The 18,269-nt window shown below is 38.3% G+C and carries 19 protein-coding genes; 10 read left to right on the forward strand and 9 right to left on the reverse strand.

Going from position 1 to position 18,269, the window contains the following annotated elements; all coding sequences use genetic code 11:
- Positions 1 to 28 precede the first annotated feature (28 nt).
- Positions 29 to 3,034 (forward strand): bifunctional [glutamine synthetase] adenylyltransferase/[glutamine synthetase]-adenylyl-L-tyrosine phosphorylase, encoded by a 3,006-nt coding sequence (locus QJV33_RS03945; protein ID WP_281462095.1) that lies wholly within the window; start codon positions 29 to 31, stop codon positions 3,032 to 3,034.
- A gap of 50 nt (positions 3,035 to 3,084) precedes the next feature.
- Entirely contained in the window at positions 3,085 to 3,558 is a 474-nt protein-coding gene (bcp, locus tag QJV33_RS03950; protein ID WP_281462096.1) for a thioredoxin-dependent thiol peroxidase, read from the forward strand.
- Positions 3,559 to 3,565: 7 nt separating this feature from the next.
- On the opposite strand, the gene QJV33_RS03955 is transcribed toward bcp, so the two are convergent.
- The 3 genes from QJV33_RS03955 to QJV33_RS03965 are packed head-to-tail and all read right to left on the reverse strand — an operon-like array spanning position 3,566 to position 6,351.
- The gene (locus QJV33_RS03955; RefSeq protein WP_281462097.1) at positions 3,566 to 4,789 is read right to left on the reverse strand and encodes a DUF4412 domain-containing protein; all 1,224 of its coding nucleotides are present in this window, start codon (positions 4,787 to 4,789) and stop codon (positions 3,566 to 3,568) included.
- 56 nt (positions 4,790 to 4,845) lie between these two features.
- Positions 4,846 to 5,508, reverse strand: coding sequence for a leucyl/phenylalanyl-tRNA--protein transferase (gene aat, locus QJV33_RS03960; RefSeq protein ID WP_281462098.1), 663 nt, complete (start codon positions 5,506 to 5,508; stop codon positions 4,846 to 4,848).
- A 3-nt stretch (positions 5,509 to 5,511) separates the two neighbouring features.
- Entirely contained in the window at positions 5,512 to 6,351 is an 840-nt protein-coding gene (locus QJV33_RS03965; RefSeq protein WP_281462099.1) for an EcsC family protein, read from the reverse strand.
- A 261-nt stretch (positions 6,352 to 6,612) separates the two neighbouring features.
- Between QJV33_RS03965 and QJV33_RS03970 the strand changes: the two genes are divergently transcribed.
- On the forward strand, positions 6,613 to 7,032 hold the full coding sequence (locus QJV33_RS03970) for a hypothetical protein (RefSeq protein ID WP_281462100.1): 420 nt from the start codon (positions 6,613 to 6,615) through the stop codon (positions 7,030 to 7,032).
- Positions 7,033 to 7,185: 153 nt separating this feature from the next.
- Here the strand turns inward: QJV33_RS03970 and rnhA are convergent, their stop codons facing one another.
- The 3 genes from rnhA to ispH are packed head-to-tail and all read right to left on the reverse strand — an operon-like array spanning position 7,186 to position 9,593.
- A complete protein-coding gene (gene rnhA / locus QJV33_RS03975) occupies positions 7,186 to 7,638 on the reverse strand; it encodes a ribonuclease HI (protein WP_281462101.1) in 453 nt (150 codons plus the stop codon).
- Positions 7,628 to 8,587: a homoserine kinase gene (locus QJV33_RS03980; protein WP_281462102.1), complete on the reverse strand. Its 960-nt coding sequence runs from the start codon at positions 8,585 to 8,587 to the stop codon at positions 7,628 to 7,630. Before QJV33_RS03980 ends, rnhA begins: the two co-directional genes overlap by 11 nt.
- A gap of 22 nt (positions 8,588 to 8,609) precedes the next feature.
- Positions 8,610 to 9,593, reverse strand: coding sequence for a 4-hydroxy-3-methylbut-2-enyl diphosphate reductase (gene ispH / locus QJV33_RS03985; protein ID WP_281462103.1), 984 nt, complete (start codon positions 9,591 to 9,593; stop codon positions 8,610 to 8,612).
- A gap of 177 nt (positions 9,594 to 9,770) precedes the next feature.
- On the opposite strand from ispH, the gene QJV33_RS03990 reads away from it, so the two are divergent.
- Positions 9,771 to 10,388 carry a hypothetical protein gene (locus tag QJV33_RS03990; protein ID WP_281462104.1) on the forward strand — a complete coding sequence of 206 codons (618 nt, stop codon included), beginning with the start codon at positions 9,771 to 9,773 and terminating at the stop codon, positions 10,386 to 10,388.
- Positions 10,389 to 10,452: 64 nt separating this feature from the next.
- On the opposite strand, the gene QJV33_RS03995 is transcribed toward QJV33_RS03990, so the two are convergent.
- Positions 10,453 to 11,967: an acetyl-CoA hydrolase/transferase family protein gene (locus QJV33_RS03995; protein WP_281462105.1), complete on the reverse strand. Its 1,515-nt coding sequence runs from the start codon at positions 11,965 to 11,967 to the stop codon at positions 10,453 to 10,455.
- A gap of 170 nt (positions 11,968 to 12,137) precedes the next feature.
- Here QJV33_RS03995 and QJV33_RS04000 point away from each other — a divergent pair, with 170 nt between their 5' ends.
- The 4 genes from QJV33_RS04000 (at position 12,138) to QJV33_RS04015 (ending at position 15,151) form a co-directional block, all read left to right on the forward strand.
- Positions 12,138 to 12,833, forward strand: a complete 696-nt coding sequence (locus tag QJV33_RS04000; protein ID WP_281462106.1) for a metallophosphoesterase — start codon at positions 12,138 to 12,140, stop codon at positions 12,831 to 12,833.
- 43 nt (positions 12,834 to 12,876) lie between these two features.
- Positions 12,877 to 13,191, forward strand: a complete 315-nt coding sequence (locus QJV33_RS04005) for a chorismate mutase (RefSeq protein WP_281462107.1) — start codon at positions 12,877 to 12,879, stop codon at positions 13,189 to 13,191.
- Positions 13,191 to 13,703: a SixA phosphatase family protein gene (locus tag QJV33_RS04010; RefSeq protein ID WP_281462108.1), complete on the forward strand. Its 513-nt coding sequence runs from the start codon at positions 13,191 to 13,193 to the stop codon at positions 13,701 to 13,703. Before QJV33_RS04005 ends, QJV33_RS04010 begins: the two co-directional genes overlap by 1 nt.
- 125 nt (positions 13,704 to 13,828) lie before the next feature.
- Positions 13,829 to 15,151, forward strand: coding sequence for a citrate synthase (locus QJV33_RS04015; RefSeq protein WP_281462109.1), 1,323 nt, complete (start codon positions 13,829 to 13,831; stop codon positions 15,149 to 15,151).
- Positions 15,152 to 15,179: 28 nt separating this feature from the next.
- Here QJV33_RS04015 and QJV33_RS04020 read toward each other — a convergent pair whose 3' ends face one another.
- Positions 15,180 to 15,443: a hypothetical protein gene (locus tag QJV33_RS04020; RefSeq protein WP_281462110.1), complete on the reverse strand. Its 264-nt coding sequence runs from the start codon at positions 15,441 to 15,443 to the stop codon at positions 15,180 to 15,182.
- 199 nt (positions 15,444 to 15,642) lie between these two features.
- Here QJV33_RS04020 and QJV33_RS04025 point away from each other — a divergent pair, with 199 nt between their 5' ends.
- Positions 15,643 to 16,404 carry an orotate phosphoribosyltransferase gene (locus tag QJV33_RS04025; protein WP_281462111.1) on the forward strand — a complete coding sequence of 254 codons (762 nt, stop codon included), beginning with the start codon at positions 15,643 to 15,645 and terminating at the stop codon, positions 16,402 to 16,404.
- A 21-nt stretch (positions 16,405 to 16,425) separates the two neighbouring features.
- The gene (gene murI, locus QJV33_RS04030) at positions 16,426 to 17,247 is read left to right on the forward strand and encodes a glutamate racemase (protein ID WP_281462112.1); all 822 of its coding nucleotides are present in this window, start codon (positions 16,426 to 16,428) and stop codon (positions 17,245 to 17,247) included.
- On the opposite strand, the gene QJV33_RS04035 is transcribed toward murI, so the two are convergent.
- A complete protein-coding gene (locus QJV33_RS04035) occupies positions 17,244 to 18,248 on the reverse strand; it encodes a polyprenyl synthetase family protein (protein WP_281462113.1) in 1,005 nt (334 codons plus the stop codon). The genes murI and QJV33_RS04035 overlap by 4 nt on opposite strands.
- Positions 18,249 to 18,269 lie beyond the last annotated feature (21 nt).

Below are 18,269 nucleotides of genomic sequence, written 5' to 3' on the forward strand. Positions count from 1 at the left end.
TGGATTAGGAATTACAAGGATCATTGATATGCCTGCACCTCATTCTAACTCTATTCCATGGTTTTATCAAAATTGGCCTAAACCAACCAATCAACAATCCGCCGATTTATTTCAAGAAGACCTTGTGAAATTATGGATACATTGCGAAAAAGATCCAGCATTTCTAGAGCAAGAATATAGTATTAATCTTATCCGTTCTATTGGTGGAAGCAGCCCTTATCTATCACATTTAATTTTACAAAATATCCATTTTTTTGAATTCCTTTTACAAAATGGTCCAGATGAAGCCTGCAAAGTAACCTTTGATACATTACATCAATTTTCAGCACAAGAATCTCGTCAAGCAATTGCCAAAATATTACGCATTACCAAGCAAAAAATCGCCTTAAGTTGTGCTTTGGCAGATATTGGAAATGTATGGTCATTACAACAAATCACGTTAACCCTCAGCAGTCTTGCAGAAGCAACATTGAACCTTGCTATTAATCATCTTTTACTCCATGCTCACGAAAATAAAAAACTAAATTTACAACATCCAAACACACCAGAAAAAAACTGTGGCTTTATCGTACTTGGAATGGGCAAACTTGGAGCAAGAGAACTCAATTATTCCTCTGATATTGATCTGATTATTTTATATGACCCTGAAATTTATCCAAATAATGATGGCTTAAATACGATTTTTGTAAGGCTAACCCGTCAACTTGTCTCTTTGATGGAAGAACGTGACGAGAATGGATATGTGTTCCGTACTGATTTACGCTTGCGTCCAGACCCCTCATCCTCTCCTTTGGCTGTTTCTTTACCTGCTGCCATTACCTATTATGAAAGCCTAGGTCAAACATGGGAACGAACCGCAATGAGCAAAGCCAGACCTGTTGCAGGGGACATCCCCGCAGGATATGCTTTTTTAGAAGCAATCCGCCCCTTTATTTGGCGCAGGCATCTCGATTTCACTGTGATTGACGATATCCACGCGATGAAAAAGAGGATCGACCAACATAAAAAAACTGGCAAACAAAACCTATCAAAACTCCCACCTAATCTTCCAGACGAAGATGCCTTGAATTGGCTGGTTGGACAAAATATCAAACTTGGGCATGGCGGGATCAGAGAAATCGAATTTTGCCCTCAAACCATGCAATTAGTTTGGGGAGGACGTTTCCCAGAGTTACAAGATTCAACCACCATCGGTGGATTGACCAAACTGACTGACAAAGACTTACTAACCGAGTTTCAAACGCAAAAACTAATAAAAGCCTATGCTTTGTTGCGTAAAACAGAACATCGTTTGCAAATGCAAAATGATTATCAAACCCATTCTTTACCCAACAATCTTGAAGAGTTAGAGCAATTTTCTATTTTTATGGGATATGAAACCCCTCATAAATTTGCTCGTGACCTTTTTCCTTTGATGCAATTTGTCAGGCAAACATTCGAAGGATTATTTGCAACCCCTGAAAATGATGAACAATATATTCTTGATATGCCCACAACAGAGCTAAAAGAATATTTAAATCAAAAAGGGTTTCCTGATGAAGCCGCCACCATTTTACAATCATGGAATGACAGCGGTCCCAGAGCGTTAAGAACTGCCAAAGCAAGAACTATTTTAACCAATTTGTTACCTAAATTATTGGATGCATTTGCAAACCAACGCAATCCATTATTAGTTTTACAACGATTCGACACTATTCTGGCACGCCACCGTGCAGGTCTTCAACTTTTATCCCTACTTGAACGAAACCCTGCATTAATTAAAAGATTATCAGCGGTTATTGGAACTTCTCACTTTATCGCCGAGCATGTCGCCAGCAACCCAGCAGCGATTGATGCGCTCTTGGAAACAAACCTCGTTAAAAACCGATTTGATTTACGCAAAACAATTCGAAATTATCTTAAAAACGCAGAACATTATATGGATGCAATTCCTGCGTTGCATAGTCTAGTACATAGTGAAGAATTTCGATTGTCCGTAGCTCATTTGGACAATCAAATCAGCCTAAATAAAGCACAGATTTTACGCACTTCTATGGCGAACAGCATCATGAAATCTTTGCTTGACCAAGTTACCAAAGAGCATCAAAGAAAATATGGAACTATTCCAAATGGGGGTATTTGTATTGTTGTTTTGGGTAAAGCTGGTTCTTGGGAAATGACTGCGGGTTCTGATCTTGATTTAATGTTGATTTTCGATCATCCACCCGAAATTTCTGAAAGTATTTGCGTTTCTAATAATAAAAAATCTATAAATCAACGTTCTTTGTCAACCAATAACTATTATATTCGGCTAACTCAAAATTTTATTTCTGCCATTACCAATGCTGGTTCCGCTGGTTCACTATATGAAGTCGATATGCGCCTGCGTCCTTCTGGCAGCAAAGGTCCCGTTGCGGTTTCCCTCACCTCTTTTAAACGATACCACAAAGAGGAAGCATGGACATGGGAAAGAATGGCTTTAACCAGAGCAAGAGTAATTGGTGGACCTTTAAAGTTACAAAAACGCATTACAAAAACCATTCAACATGCATTATCCAACGCCCCCCATAACCTCAGCAACAAGAACGTATTAAAAGATGCTACGAATATGAGGGCTCGTTTATTAAGAGATGCTCCCCCCAACAGTGTTTGGGATGTAAAACACCTTACAGGCGGATTAATGGAAGTGGAATTTATTGCCCAAACCCTACAATTAACTGCCAAAAATCCTGATATTTTTCATCCATGCACCCGTATTGCTTTACGAAATCTTGCAAAATACGGAATTATAGACCTAAAAGATGCCAAGATACTCATTCAAGCGGATAGTTTTTGGAGAAACCTACAAAGTTTATTAAGAATATTTTTTGGCAAACTGCCCCCTAAAGATATTACCACAGACCTGACCCCAGCAATTATTGAAGTGATGTCCAGAGATCTTTTAAAAACCGCAACGCAAGATATTCAAGCCATTACACAAATTCAAGAAAAAGCCGAAATGATTGGCAAGCAAGTCAGGACTATTTTTATAAAATATATTGGCTCTCTTACATAAAATGTTATGCTGTATTTATTCTATTTCTTTAAATCATAAAGGTATATTTCATGACAACATTAACCGAAGGTGCCAAAGCACCTAACTTTGAAATGCAAACACAGTTGAATAAAACAATTTCTTTATCTGAATTAAAAGGAAAGAAATTTATTCTTTATTTTTATCCCAAAGCAGATACTTCTGGTTGTACCAAAGAAGCATGTGCATTTGAAGAAAACCTCTCCACCCTTAACAAAATCAATATTCCTGTTATCGGTGTTTCAAGGGATCCTGTTAAAAAATTAAAGGCATTTGCAGATAAATATAATCTAACTTTTGCTCTTGCCTCTGATGAAGCAGGAAACGTGACAGAAGCCTATGGTGTATGGGTAGAAAAATCAATGTATGGTCGTAAATATATGGGCATTGAACGTGCGACATTCTTAATTGATGAACAAGGCACAATTGTAAAAATTTGGCCTAAAGTAAAAGTAACTGGTCATGTTGAAGATGTTTTAAACACAATCAAACAACTCGACCAGTAATTTATATTTACTGCGCTGGTGCCAATTCTGTTAAATTAGATGGCACCTGAAATAATTTTGAGTCTTGTGGTGCGTAAACCACTTTTAACGCTACAACTAATGGGATATTATTGCGCACAACACGTAACATAACCCCATCATCTGTATAACAAATATCGTTTGGATTGCCTTCAGTATCCACAATTTGCCATTCATTACAATGCTGACCTGCAACAGTGGCTTCTCCGACCTTCATATAATCACCAGCAGGTCTTTGCCCAAGTGCTAAGATTGAATCCCCAGGCGCATGCATTGTTGTTTTTTTCTTTAATTCTGGATTTAATACAACCAATTGCTGCTTTTTATAATCGGTAATCATGTATGTATCGACCCCTTGAGAATCAATACGTTGTTTCCACTCACCCACAGACCAACGCATTCTTTGATGAAATGGTGGTAAGCCAGGCATTGCACCAGCAATCGCATAAACAACATCCACATCATGTTGTGGCGTAATAAAAGGATTCTGATCCGCATCCACTTTTAATCCTTTTGACTCATCGAGCTCCTTTGCTTTCATCGGAATCAAAGGTTGAGCCACACTATTTGGTGCAATTAAAGTCGGAGTATCCCCTTTATGTTGTGGTAATTTTACAGGCTGATAGCCAACAGGAATCTCGAAAGTAGACGATGGTAACTTGCTGTAATCCACAGATAAAGCAATCGTTTTTCCCTCTACACCATCTGCATCTACACCTTCTTGTTTTAATAAAACCCCATCATCTGTGATACATACAATAGCTGCCCCTTTAGGACCTTTTACCTTCCAATCCTGACATAAAACACCTGCTATACGTTCAGTGCCTTTCTTTTGAAAAGTCATCTTAGGGTCTAAAAACAACCCTGATTGATCTGATTTACTGGGAACAACCGTATATACTCTTGATTTATTTGCAATGACTGTCGCAGTCTTTTTTGCAGAATCAACAATTACTGTTCCCAAATTATCCGGACCATCAACACGTAATCTATTCCCATCACCAGAAAATATAATTTTTCTGCTTTGCAACAAAGAGGAATTTTCAGGTTTCACTGCATAAAGTACGGTTACGTCTCGCTTTGGCATAAATAAAGGCTTTTCAGAATTGGCATCCTGACCCCATGCTCCAGACATGATAACAAGAGAACCAAAGCCAAACATCGCCCCCCTATACAAAGGCAATTGATACTTCTTTTTTAACAGAGACGACATTCTTTGCGGAACCTTCATTTATTAAATATAATTTGCTCGACACTATATGTGCAAAATCATGATGATGCACGCATTGCTTTGATTTCTTGAAAAATATCTGCTTTCCACTCATTATTCAACCAGTACCCTGATTGTGCAATCGCTGGATATAATCGTTTTTCATATTCGGTATCGCTGATTTCCAACCCACCAAATTGTGCCAAATGAGATGTCATGAACTGGGTATCTAATAATTGGAAATGACCTAACCTTAACCGTGCCACCAAATGAACCAACGCAATTTTTGAGGTATCCGTTTTTCTTGAAAACATACTTTCTCCAAAAAAAGCTTGTCCAATTGCCAACCCATATAACCCACCGACCAGCTGCTCTTGATCCCATACTTCTACAGTATGTGCATGACCTTGCTTAAAAAGTTCAAAAAACAAAGAACGTATCGGTTGATTAATCCATGTTTGCTCTCTTTGAGGGGTTGGATGTGCACATGCGTCAATCACTGCCAAAAAATCTGTATCGACTTTGACCGCATACTGATCTGCTAAAACAGTTCTTGCTAGCCGTCTAGATAAATGAAACCCATCCAAAGGAAGAATCCCTCTTTCCTCTGGACGATACCAGTATAACCTTGGATCATCTTTATCATCCGCCATAGGAAAAACACCTTGCCTATAGGCTTCTAATAAAATTTCAACCGTAATTTCTTCGCTATTTACTGACATTTGCTAAGAAGCTGCATATTCATCAAAACGTTGTTTGCGAATATATTCAATCGTCTCTTTCGCTAATGGTCCATGTTCACGCTCTAATCGACGTGCCACAAAATGCACACGTGCCAATGCACGATAATGCGATAAAAACGCAGCGTTCAAAGATGCACCGCATAAAGCGCTAACCACTGGCATCATTTGTAAACTTAATTTTTGTGATAAGCTCAGTCCATATTGATAAGAAATATCTGCCATCAACAACACCATTGGTCGTCCACGCAACATTAACCGTGCAGAGAAAAATCCAAGTTCATTTTCTTCATTAGCGCGACCCGCATTGCCAAAAGAACGTAATGCAAATACCTCTAGACACGCTCTTTTTGTATCTTCGTTGGATAAATCTTCGCCTTCTTCTTGGGCAATATTGGCAATTTCACGCATTAATGCCAATGTTGTAAAGCTAATATCAGGCAACATCCCGGTAAAACCTGTAAAGCCGCCGACTGCACCAGAAGTGACCACCATTGCTTGCATGACTGAACTGCGTATTTTGTTATAATTAGGCAAATTTTTCAAACGATCTGGTTGATAATCCATACCAACAATTGCCACATCAAAAGCAATCTGAACCGCACTATTGGCTAGATTTTGTATTTTCTTTTGAAAATTAACAGACAAGCCAAGGCTGCGACCACTTAACTTAACCGCGTGCCCCACTGCACCACCCATAATATCAGCAAGACGCAATAAAACCCCTCGACCAGATTCCAATTTATCCAGTGCTTGTGTTAATTGAGCAATTTCTTGATCGTTCAAAGAAAGGGGTGTTAAACTTGTATGATCTTGTATGGTCATTTGCGAAACCTTCTTTTTCTAGATATCATTATTTCGAAATCAATAAGGTGTTAAAGTAAATTACGTTATCATATTATTTAAAAAAATATGAGCTTAGTTTATTATGGATCTTATCAAACTCATTTTTCTTAAACTATTTTATTCAAAATATATGACATAAAAACCATTTTTTTCAAAATCTCTATTATTCTACTTTTTTATTATTGATTGCTGCCTAAAAAGATTTATTTGTAATATAACTACAGAAAAAGGATTTATCAAATGTTCAACTATACAAAAAAAACAATCACTCAAACGCTCTTGTCTTTTTCTCTTCTTTTCGGCAGCGTTGGATTAGCAAATTCCTCTTTTGCACAACAGAATTCTGCACGTCCAACTCCAAGCCCTGGTATGTCAGAATATCAACCTGTACAAGAATATACCAGCTCAATAACTGCGACTCAATCAAACAGCGTAACCTCTAAAAAAGGTCCTGGCTTACCTGGTTCGACCCCCAGCCAATCTCCGAATAGACCTTATAATGGTCCATCTATAAACATTCTAGGGACAGGTATTCGCGCTTATTTTGATGCACCTGTTTCCCCACCTTATAATGCTTCAGCATCTTATGATACTTATGCTGGACAGCCAGGCGGCAACAGAAACGCAATTCTACAACAAAGTGTTCGAAACGGTTATTAATATAAATAATTATCTATATTCATATAAATAATTATGTGATTGAATCCTTTTATATATAAAAATATAGATGATTATGAAATTAAAATAATACATAATCATCTATGTGCAATTCTTATAAATATCTAAAGCCAAGCTCATACAATAACCAAGAAGTTATTTTAACGCCATACGCCCCTCTGTCGCCAACCGATCAACACGCTCATTTTCAGGATGACCAGAATGTCCTTTTACCCAGTGCCACTGCACTTGATGTTTTTCCGCTGCTGTCTCTAAACGTTGCCACAAATCAGCATTTGCAACGGGCTTTTTAGCTGCCGTTTTCCAGCCATTCCGTTTCCACCCTGCCAACCATTCAGTAATACCCTTTCGCACATACTCACTATCTGTATATAAATTAACCAAACAAGAACGCGTTAATGTTTCCAAAGCAACAGCCGCCGCCGTCAATTCCATGCGGTTATTTGTTGTCTCTGCTTCACCACCAGACAATTCACGTTCTTTACCACGACAACGTAATAATATGCCCCACCCTCCTGCACCAGGGTTAGGACTGCATCCACCATCTGTCCAGATATCAACGAGAATTAACGCAGACTCATGTTCCATCAGAAAGCGCTATTAACGTTTGATGATATCGAAGTCGATATAAATATGGTTTAGGATCTTTGGGAGTAACCAACGCGTCTGCAGGCGTATGAATCCAATCATGTAACCGTGTTAATAAAAACCGCATCGCTGCACCCATATTCAATATTGGAAAGAAACGCTTTTCTTCGGGTGTCAGAGGACGAATAGCCTCGTATCCCTTTATCACAGCAGCAGATAAATTGGTTAAACAATGACCATCATCTTTAAAGCACCACGCATTAATCGCAATAGCTAGGTCATAAGCCAAGAAATCAGTACAAGCAAAATAAAAATCAATAAAGCCACTTAATTGATCTGGCACAGTGAAAAACACATTATCCGGGAAAATATCAGCATGAATTTGCCCAATCGGTAAATTATCTTTGTCGGTTGGCCATTGAGATAATATTTCGTGTAAAACAGGTTTGATTTCTTGAATAATTTGTTCTTGGTCATATCCCATTGATTTATTGAGTAAATCTTGCCAAGAATCTGGTCCCACATTATTTTTTCTATACTTGGTAAAGCCTGCTCCAGCCTGATGTAGCTGAGCAATTGCTTGCCCAAGTAAAAAACAATGATGTTCAGTAATTTCAGATGCTTCTCGTCCTTCAAGAAAGGTAACAATTGCTGCTGGTCGACCAGCAAGGACAGTCAACGCAACCCCATGTTTGTCAATAATAGGTAAAGGACACGAAACACCATGCTGCACCAAATGCCCCATATATTCTAAGTACCAAGGTAGTTCCTCCTCTTTAATCCGTTTTTCATAAAGAGTTAAAATATATTTTCCTGTTGTTGTTCCCAATAAAAAATTACTGTTTTCAACACCTTGAGCAATCCCTTTAAGGGACACGAGATCACCGATCTCGTAATTTTGTAAACATTCCGAGACTTCCTGCTCTGAAACTTGTGTATAAACGGCCATGAATAAGCCCTATGATTCCTAATTATCCTAGTGGTGCTGGTAAACTAAACGTAACATGTTCTTCTTTAACAATGCGTTCTTCGATATCAAGACTAAATCTGTCAGACAAAGCATCAATAATTTCTTGAACCAATGTCTCTGGTGCAGAAGCTCCAGCTGTAATCCCTAATACATTGACCCCGTCCAAAGCATCCCATTCTAAATTTTCTAATTTAGGGATTAACAATGCCTTTGGTGCCCCAGAACGTTCTGCAACTTCACGTAACCTCTGTGAGTTAGAAGAATTGGGAGATCCAATAACCAATACCAAGTCGCATTCAGGTGCTATTCTTTTCACCGCTTCTTGGCGATTCGTCGTTGCGTAACAAATATCTTCACGCTTTGGACCTTCGATCTTAGGAAAACGTTCACGAAGAATTGCAACAATTTCCGCTGTATCATCAACAGACAAGGTTGTTTGTGTAATAAAAGCCAAACGATCAGGATTTCCTGGCTGAACTGTTCTGGCTTCATCAGCATCTTTTATCAATGTTACCGCACCAGCAGGCAGTTGTCCCATTGTACCGACAACTTCGGGATGTCCCGCATGTCCGATCATCAAAATATGACGAGAGTTCTCTCCACCATGAGCAAAATGACGTTCTGCCTCTCTATGCACTTTGGAAACCAAAGGACAAGTCGCATCGAGATAAAGTAAATTACGGCGCTCTGCTTCTAATGGCACAATTTTTGGCACGCCGTGAGCAGAAAAGACAACGTGCGCGTCTTCTGGAACTTCATCAAGTTCCTCTACAAAGATAGCACCTTGCTTTTCTAAATTCTCGACAACAGTACGATTATGAACGATTTCATGACGCACATAAACAGGAGCTCCATACCTGCGCAGTGCTTCTTCGACCACACGAATAGCACGGTCTACACCTGCACAAAAACCACGTGGTCCAGCCAGTAAGACTTTTAATGCACGAGAATCTGTCGCAGGGGATTCTAAATTTTGACTTGGCATGACTTTTCCAAATAAATAACAAATATCTATAACTATATATTTATAGTTTGATTGCTAAGCAAGATACCATTTCATATTAAGAATTTAAATATACAGTATATTCCACATTTAATCATTTTGCTTTATGTTATGCAAACCTAGTTGTTCTTTTTATTACCCTATCATGGCAGAAAAAATATGATTCCTTTAAATACTCATCAAAAACCAATATTAAAAACTTTACTTGCTCCAATAAGTGCTAGCCTTTTCCTTTTAGGGTGTAATGCAAAAGAAACTTATGATTTTCCCCCAGCATGTCCCAAAGTAACGGTTCTTTCTTCTGCCTCTGATGCTTATCAATTTGCAAATAATACAAATGATTTGGCTCATTTAGTCACAAAAGCAAGTATCTTGGGTGTCGAAGGAAATTGTATTGACGATCCCAAAAATGAAGATAATAAAGAGAAGAAAAAAAGAAATAAACCCTATACCGATAAAATCGACACAACAATGAATGTTGTTATTCAAGTCAAACGTGGTCCAGCAGCACAAGAACGTCGTTATCAAATTCCTTACTTTGTTACGATGATAAAAAATGGGGAAATTATGGATAAACAACAATTCGTAGCTAACGTACAGTTTCCAGACAATATTGATCAAGTCACTTTGAAATCTGACAAAATATTACTTAAAATTCCAGCAACAGCTGATAGACAACCCGATGGGTATGAGCTTTTCATCGGTTTCCAATTAACCCCAGAGCAACTAACTTTTAATCGTGACCATTTCAGACCCGTGCAGTATAAAAGTTATTAAATATAAGTTTAACTAACAAGGTATTATTAGTTACCTTGTTAGCTGTATTATTTAAAAAATAAATTTACTTAGGCAACATACTACCCGTAGCAACAAAACGTTCGTGCCAAGAAAGTGCCTCTTTTAAATAATGCGGTGTATAGAATGATCCACTATTCAATCCTTTTTTATAATATTCTCTTAACAAAGGTCTGAAATTTGGATGTGCGCATTTTTCAATTAGTAATTCTGCACGCTGCCTTGGTGCGAGCCCTCGCAAATCAGCTAAGCCATATTCCGTAACAACAGCATGAATATCCATAGAAGCATGATCTACTCGGGAAACCATTGGAACAATCGCTGAGATTGCTCCATTTTTAGCTAATGATGGTGTCATAAAAATTGTCAGTTTAGAATTACGTGCAAAATCTCCTGATCCACCAATCCCATTCATCATACGTGTGCCCATAATATGCGTTGAGTTGACATTACCAAAAATATCAATCTCAATAGCTGCATTCATCGCAATACAGCCAAGACGACGAATGACTTCGGGATGATTGCTAATTTCTTGAGGTCTTAGAATAATCTTGTCTCGAAATTTACTAATATTATCATTGAAATATTGCACTTTTTCAGGACTCAGTGAAAAAGAAGTCGCTGAAGCAACGCTCATTTTTCCACTTTCTAACATTGCCAGCATACCATCTTGGATTACTTCGGTATACGCAGTCAGATTTTCAAAATCCCCTTTGCTTAATGCCTCCATCACAGCATTGGCAACATTTCCAACACCAGATTGTAATGGTAAAAATTCTTGTGGAATTCTTCCTTTTTTCTTTTCATCTTTTAAAAAATCCAGCAAATGACCCGCAATGAGGCGCGCATTATCATCTGGTGGACTAAAAGGGGTATTTCGATCAGACGCATTTGTTTCCACGACGGCAACGACTTTATCGAGGTCAACTGTCATATAATGAACACCGATACGATCTGATGGGGTGCGAATAGGAATAATATCTTGTGGATAGCTCGTGGAAACTTCCCAAATATCGTGCATTCCATCCAGTTCAACAGGTTGCCATGAATTCACCTCTAAAATTACTTTCTTAGCACTATTTAACCAAAGCTGATTATTCCCAACTGCGGAAGAAGCAATTAATTTACCATCTGAACGAATACTGGATAATTCAATAATTGCAACATCCATATCACCGACTGCACCGCTACGATAAAAGGGAGCAACCTGACCTAAATGCATATCAAAATAAGTTGTATCCCCATTATTAATGCGTTCACGCATTTTTGGATCTGTATTAAAAGAGGATCGATAGGAGACGCCGTTGACCTCTGCAAGAACCCCGTCCATCTGGGGACCCGTTGAAGCCCCCGTCAGCACTTTAATTTTAAAATCTTCACCTTTATCATGAGATTCTTTTATACGCTCTGCCAAAGCACCAGGAATAGCCTTAGGATAACCAGAGCCTGTAAAGCCACTAACCCCAACTAAATCACCATGATTAATCCATTGTGCGGCCTCTTCTGCACTACATATTTTCTGTTGTAATCCACTATGATGAATACGTTTATCTTGATTCATACGACCCTCTTTTTCAATTATGATTTCAAACAATATAACCTGTTTTTTTCTAAAAAAGAGACAAAAAACTTGAAACATATAGCACAAAACAACGTGAACAAGTGATCGAACGCCTCCTTTCATGAAATATATGATGCAAATTTTACACTTTATGTTTAAAATAGTTTCCTATGTCTAGTTTGTTTTCATCGAACCCTAAATCTTTGCGTATTATCGGAGACGTGCATGGTGATTGGCATGCCTTTCGGCATGCTGTACACACAAATCATTTCATCATACAACTGGGCGATTTAGTTGATTATGGTGCTGAAAGTGGAAAGGTAATGTCCTTGATGTTAAAGGTCATCGAGGAAAAAAGAGGGGTATTCCTGATCGGTAACCATGATCGTAAATTAGGCTTAGTGCTTAAGGGGTACAAACCTCGTATCGACAGTGCTTTGAATGAAACAATAGAACAAATTAAAAGCCATCCTGACAAAAGTTTACCTGAAAAAATCGTCCAAGCTCTCGAACAAGCACCCGCGTGGATTGTACTTAACAAGCTGATTTTTGTCCATGCTGGCTTTCACACCAGAATGCTGACAGAACAACCGCCTTTGAACCCACTAGCACAAATTAACCCTCTTTTATCCAGAGCTTTATACGGAGAAACCAGTAATAAACTTTATAAAAGTGGTTATCCTGTACGTAAATTAAAATGGGTTAATCATATTCCCGAAGGATACACGTTATATTGTGGGCATGATTGTCGATCAACGGATGGCAGACCTTGGGTTCGTAAAGGATATGCTGGTGGCACAGCAATATTTATGGATACTGGTGCCGGCAAAGGCGGACATTTGTCGTGGGTTGATATTACTTTGTAAATATCATTATTGTTTATTATTATTCAAAAAAGGATTATATATAATGAGCTCTCTTTCTTCAGCAGATGCTTTAGAACAACTGCAAAATCTTCGTCTAAGTATTGACAATATTGATAATGCTTTAATTCATATCTTAGCAGAACGTTTTCGTTTGACCCAAACTGTTGGAGAACTCAAAGCAACCCATAACCTTCCTGCTGCAGATCCTCAAAGAGAATCAAGACAAATTGCACGTTTACGCGAAATGGCTCAATCTGCACGGTTAAACCCTGATTTTGCTGAAAAATTCTTAAATTTTATTATCAAAGAAGTAATCCAACATCACAAAGCAATCGCCGAACAAAAAGACAGTAAATAATGTCAGCAACCTCTTATTTAACACTTTTTATTCTAAGACATGCCAAAGCAAAGGATCATGCTGATACAGATTTTGATCGCCCTTTAACAAAAAAAGGGCACCAACAAGCTGTTGAAAAAGGTAATCTGCTTAAAAGTAAAACTTGCTTTATTGATACGATTTTATGTAGTTCAGCCAAACGCACGACTGAAACATTCAGCTATCTAGATTTAAATATCGATCAATCGCATATTGTAACTGATAGAAATCTATATCTTTGTGATCCTGAAATTTTATTAACTTACACTCAACAAATAACCCACGGAAATTCTGCACTCATCATCGGTCATAATCCTGGCCTGCATCAATTTGCCTATGATTTACTTTCTCCTCGTCCGATACATCAGATAGAGGAAAAAGATTCTCTTTCTCAATCCCTCCCCAAATGTGGACTTGTAGAAATTCATTTCCATTGTAAAAATTGGTCAGAAATCAACTGGCATCAAGGATTGTTGTCCTCTTATTACCCATAAAACTTGCACGCCTCGCATAGACGTGACAAGATATGTTTCATTTTTTGTTATAATATTTCCATTTTTGTTATAATATTTCTGTAAATTAGTCTTAATACCTTAATATTTTACTTAGGAGTAAGTGTATGACTCAAACTACGCCAACCGCTCCATCTTTTAGCCCACCTCAAGATGAAGGCTCTGTAACCATTACCTATAAGGGTCAAAGCTCGATATTGCCTGTTTTATCTGGAACGAATGGCAATAATGTTATTGATATCCGTAATCTACAAAAAGACCTGAACTTATTTACGTTCGACCCAGGTCTTGGAACAACAGCATCTTGCGAAAGTAAAATTACTTATATTGATGGGGAAAAAGGCACGCTGCTTTACAGAGGATACCCTATTACACAGCTCGCAGAACATTCTAGCTTTCCAGAAGTGGCTTATTTGCTTTTATATGGCAATTTACCAACACGCCACGAATATCACGAATTTGTTAATCGCCTCGAAGAAAAATCATTATTACACGAACAAATCCGTAACTTCTTCAACGGTTTCCGTCGTGATGCACACCCTATGTCCATCCTCTGTGGAACCGTTGCTGGTCTATCTGCATTTTATCCTGAAGGCACTGATACCTCAAACGAAAAAAGCCGCGATATTGCTGCTGTTCATCTGATTGCAAAAATTCCGACAATCGCTGCATGGGCTTACAAATATTCTCGTGGTGAACCATTTGTGTATCCTAGAGCAGATTATTCATATTCAGAAAACTTCTTAAATATGCTCTTTGCTCGTCCAGATACACCTTACAAAGTCAATCCTATCCTCAGCCGTGCATTAGATCTCATTTTGATTTTACACGCCGATCATGAGCAAAATGCCTCTACCTCTACCGTAAGATTAACTGGTTCTACGGGGGCTCATCCTTTTGCATGTATTGCTGCGGGAATTGCTGCATTATGGGGACCTGCCCATGGTGGTGCAAATGAAGCAGTTTTAAAAATGCTTCACACAATTGGCTCCAAAGAAAATATCCCTGATTACATCGCCCAAGTCAAAGATAAGAATAGTGATGTAAGGTTAATGGGCTTTGGACATCGCGTTTATAAAAACTTTGATCCACGTGCTCAGATCATGAAAAAAACTTGTGATGAAGTACTTCGTGAATTAGGAACCGATGATCCGTTATTAGAATTAGCAATGGAATTAGAAAAATATGCGTTACAAGATGAGTATTTCGTAAAACGAAAATTATATCCGAACGTGGATTTCTATTCTGGGATTATATTCAAAGCAATGGGCATTCCAGAAACGATGTTCACCGCATTATTTGCCGTTGCTCGTACCGTAGGATGGGTGAGTCAATGGAAAGAAGCTTTTAATGATCCATTACGCAGAATCTATCGTCCTCGCCAGCTTTATACTGGTCCGACAGAACGTGACCTTAAAAATTCCAAATAATTTAAATTAAACTCTAAAATCAGGAAATTTAATGTTTTAAATTTCCTGATGTATCAGAGCAATCACAACCGCGTGTTTGCCCCTCTGATACATTATAAAAATAATGATCAATCCATTCAGAAACCAATAAACGAGCCTCTGTGATAGACGATTCTGGATGATAGATTCTGTATAAATTTGTGCAGCTCTGAAAGATTTGAACTTCGTCAATTCCTGCTGACTTTAACTCTTGATAAGCTGTAATAACAGAGCGTTCACAACGACGTTGTATATTATTTGCCTGAATGGTCACGAGCTGTTCCTAATTTATTAATAAAAAGTTAACAATAAGAAGCAATCTCATCTTAGTAAAGTCACTTTATAATGTAAGATAGGTAATTTCTTGTGACTTTTGACATTTTTAACACGATATTTACTGATTTTTTATTAAAAGCCATATATAAAAGAGTCATCATCACAAGTAAGATTTTAAAACAGGACACGAATTAATTATGTCTCAAACAACAACGGCTTCTGCCAGAAAACAACCTCGTTCTCCTCGTATGACCGAGTGGGATCGTGATGCTGCATTAATTACAGCAAGATTATTATTGGAAATCAAAGCTGTTAATTATCGCCCAAATGATCCTTATCTTCTGACCGCTGGTTGGAAGTCTCCTGTTTATATCGATTGCCGCAAGATTATTTTCTTTCCTAGAGCCAGAGCTAAAATTATTGAGCTGGGTGTTGAAAAGATTTGCCGTCACGTTGGTTACGAATCTTTTGATGCTGTTGTCGGTGGTGAAACTGCGGGTATTCCTTTTGCCGCATGGTTTGCGGATCGTATGATGACCCCGATGGCATATGTCCGTAAAAAACCAAAAGGATTTGGACGTAATGCACAAATCGAAGGGGACGTTCCTGAAAATATGCGCACCCTATTGGTCGAAGATTTAACCACAGATGGGATGTCTAAAATCGGTTTTGCCAAAGCATTACGTGATGCGGGTGCCATTGTAGACCATGCTTTTGTTGTCTTTTTCTATGGCGTATTTACAAGTGCTTATCAAACATTAAGTGAAATGGGTATTACACTTCACTCTCTTTGCACATGGTGGGATATTTTAGAAGTAAGCTCTGAATATCCATATTTCTCTAATGGAGATACTTCTGAAATCAGACGCTTTTTAGAAGATCCTTGCGCTTGGTCTGCAAAACATGGCGGCGTCAGCAATGAGCAAGAAGCATTAGCGTATAAAAAAGCACGTTTATAGTCCATATTCTTTGTCATACAAATGACCTATCATATCCTTGCATTTGATTCTGGTATTGGAGGGCTTGGTATTGTCCAAAGCCTCCAACAACAGCTTCAAAATAGTTCTCTCGATTTATCAATCGATTACTTAGAAGATAATTTAATCTTCCCATATGGCGAGCAACAAGATGATTTTCTTATCCAGAGAATCATCCATTTAATTGGTATTGCAATCGATAGATTAGAACCTGATTTAATCATTATTGCCTGTAATACAGCCAGCACCATTGCTTTGCAGGCTCTAAGAGAACATTATCCCAACACATCATTCGTTGGTTGTGTTCCACCCATTCGTTGGGCGGCAAGGATCAGTCAAACTAAACATATCGGATTACTGGCAACACGGGCTACTGTGCGTCGACCATATTTAAAAAGTTTAAAGGAACAATTCGCAGCTGATTGTCAACTTATTGGATATGGTTCACCCACTTTGGCACAAATTGCCGAACGGGTTTTCAGACAAGAACCCTATAATTCTGAAGATATCCAAAAAGAAATTAATGCATTATTGCAAATGCCTTTAGCCGATCAAATCGATACAATATGTTTAGGCTGCACGCATTACACCTTTGTCTTGCCTCATCTACAAGCCTTGTCGCCTCGCCATATTCAATGGCTAGACCCTGCTAATGCAGTTGCAAAACACGCTTTGGATTTAATAGTACAAAATACTATTTTACCAAATAATAACACACCACGAGAAAACAGATTTTATTCTACTGCTTTACTTTCAGAAGATGAGGCTTTATCAAAGCAAATCCTTACAATAGGTTATAAAGATCTGCTTCATTTCGCTTTTTAAAAATGACGAGTAACGGTATATCGGGCAATATCTTCGAATAAACGATGTAATTCCCCTTCTGGAAAGTGACGAATAGCATCACAAGCCTTGTTCGCAAAAGACATTGCTTCTTGCAAAGTCGCATCCAAGGCTTGGTGTTTTTGAATTAAAGATAAAGCACGTTGTAAATCTTGTTCATTTTGCTCACCAACTTCAATCACACGTTCCCAAAATTTCTTTTCTTCTGCATCTGCTTTTTGATAAGCAATCAAGATAGGATACGTAATTTTCCCTTCACGGAAATCGTCACCAACCGTTTTGCCTAATTCTTCTTGATTTGCCGAATAGTCCAACGCATCATCAACCAGTTGAAACGCCATTCCTAGATTCAAACCATAAGCTTCAAGTGCCTCTTCGTCTTTTATAGAGCGTTCAGAAACAATTGCCCCCACTCGACAAGAAGCAGCAAATAAAGCAGCCGTTTTCCCATAGATGACTTCAAAATAACGCACGATAGACGTTGACAAATCATTTTGAATTGTCATTTGCAATAATTCCCCTTCTGCGATTGTCGCAGAAGCCTGGGAAATAATACGCATGACCTCCAAAGATCCATCTTCTGTCATAATTTGAAAAGCTCTGGAAAATAAAAAATCCCCTCCTAAAACAGAGGCAGCATTCCCAAAAACGACATTGGCACTTTCTGTTCCACGCCGTAACAAACTTTCATCAACAACATCATCATGTAATAATGTTGCCGTATGTAAAAATTCAATACATGTCGCCAAGCGAACATGACGAGGCATCACATCATCGGGTTTAAATTCATACCCACATAACCGAGCCGAAGCCAACGTTAACAAAGGGCGTAATCGCTTACCCCCAGCAACGATAAGATGAGCAGCCAACTGTGAAACCAATTCCACAGAGCTTTGCATTCTATCCATAATGACACGATTACAAAGCGTCATATCTTCGCCTAAGTAATCTAGTAATCTTTGTAAGGGTTCTTTTTTATCCATGGAGATGGGCTTCTTACTCTT

This window comes from Commensalibacter nepenthis (genome assembly GCF_029953305.1).
Taxonomy (GTDB): domain Bacteria; phylum Pseudomonadota; class Alphaproteobacteria; order Acetobacterales; family Acetobacteraceae; genus Commensalibacter; species Commensalibacter nepenthis.

Bases quoted from the DNA above. Each gene is read 5' to 3' on its own strand.
- QJV33_RS03970 (WP_281462100.1), top strand. From the start codon at position 6,613: ATGTTCAACTATACAAAAAAAACAATCACTCAAACGCTCTTGTCTTTT.
- ispH (WP_281462103.1), bottom strand. From the start codon at position 9,593: ATGCCAAGTCAAAATTTAGAATCCCCTGCGACAGATTCTCGTGCATTA.
- QJV33_RS04000 (WP_281462106.1), top strand. From the start codon at position 12,138: ATGTCTAGTTTGTTTTCATCGAACCCTAAATCTTTGCGTATTATCGGA.
- QJV33_RS04025 (WP_281462111.1), top strand. From the start codon at position 15,643: ATGTCTCAAACAACAACGGCTTCTGCCAGAAAACAACCTCGTTCTCCT.
- bcp (WP_281462096.1), top strand. From the start codon at position 3,085: ATGACAACATTAACCGAAGGTGCCAAAGCACCTAACTTTGAAATGCAA.
- QJV33_RS03965 (WP_281462099.1), bottom strand. From the start codon at position 6,351: ATGACCATACAAGATCATACAAGTTTAACACCCCTTTCTTTGAACGAT.
- QJV33_RS03980 (WP_281462102.1), bottom strand. From the start codon at position 8,587: ATGGCCGTTTATACACAAGTTTCAGAGCAGGAAGTCTCGGAATGTTTA.
- murI (WP_281462112.1), top strand. From the start codon at position 16,426: ATGACCTATCATATCCTTGCATTTGATTCTGGTATTGGAGGGCTTGGT.
- rnhA (WP_281462101.1), bottom strand. From the start codon at position 7,638: ATGGAACATGAGTCTGCGTTAATTCTCGTTGATATCTGGACAGATGGT.
- QJV33_RS04010 (WP_281462108.1), top strand. From the start codon at position 13,191: ATGTCAGCAACCTCTTATTTAACACTTTTTATTCTAAGACATGCCAAA.
- QJV33_RS03955 (WP_281462097.1), bottom strand. From the start codon at position 4,789: ATGTCGTCTCTGTTAAAAAAGAAGTATCAATTGCCTTTGTATAGGGGG.
- aat (WP_281462098.1), bottom strand. From the start codon at position 5,508: ATGTCAGTAAATAGCGAAGAAATTACGGTTGAAATTTTATTAGAAGCC.
- QJV33_RS04005 (WP_281462107.1), top strand. From the start codon at position 12,877: ATGAGCTCTCTTTCTTCAGCAGATGCTTTAGAACAACTGCAAAATCTT.
- QJV33_RS03945 (WP_281462095.1), top strand. From the start codon at position 29: ATGCCTGCACCTCATTCTAACTCTATTCCATGGTTTTATCAAAATTGG.
- QJV33_RS04035 (WP_281462113.1), bottom strand. From the start codon at position 18,248: ATGGATAAAAAAGAACCCTTACAAAGATTACTAGATTACTTAGGCGAA.
- QJV33_RS03990 (WP_281462104.1), top strand. From the start codon at position 9,771: ATGATTCCTTTAAATACTCATCAAAAACCAATATTAAAAACTTTACTT.
- QJV33_RS03995 (WP_281462105.1), bottom strand. From the start codon at position 11,967: ATGAATCAAGATAAACGTATTCATCATAGTGGATTACAACAGAAAATA.
- QJV33_RS04015 (WP_281462109.1), top strand. From the start codon at position 13,829: ATGACTCAAACTACGCCAACCGCTCCATCTTTTAGCCCACCTCAAGAT.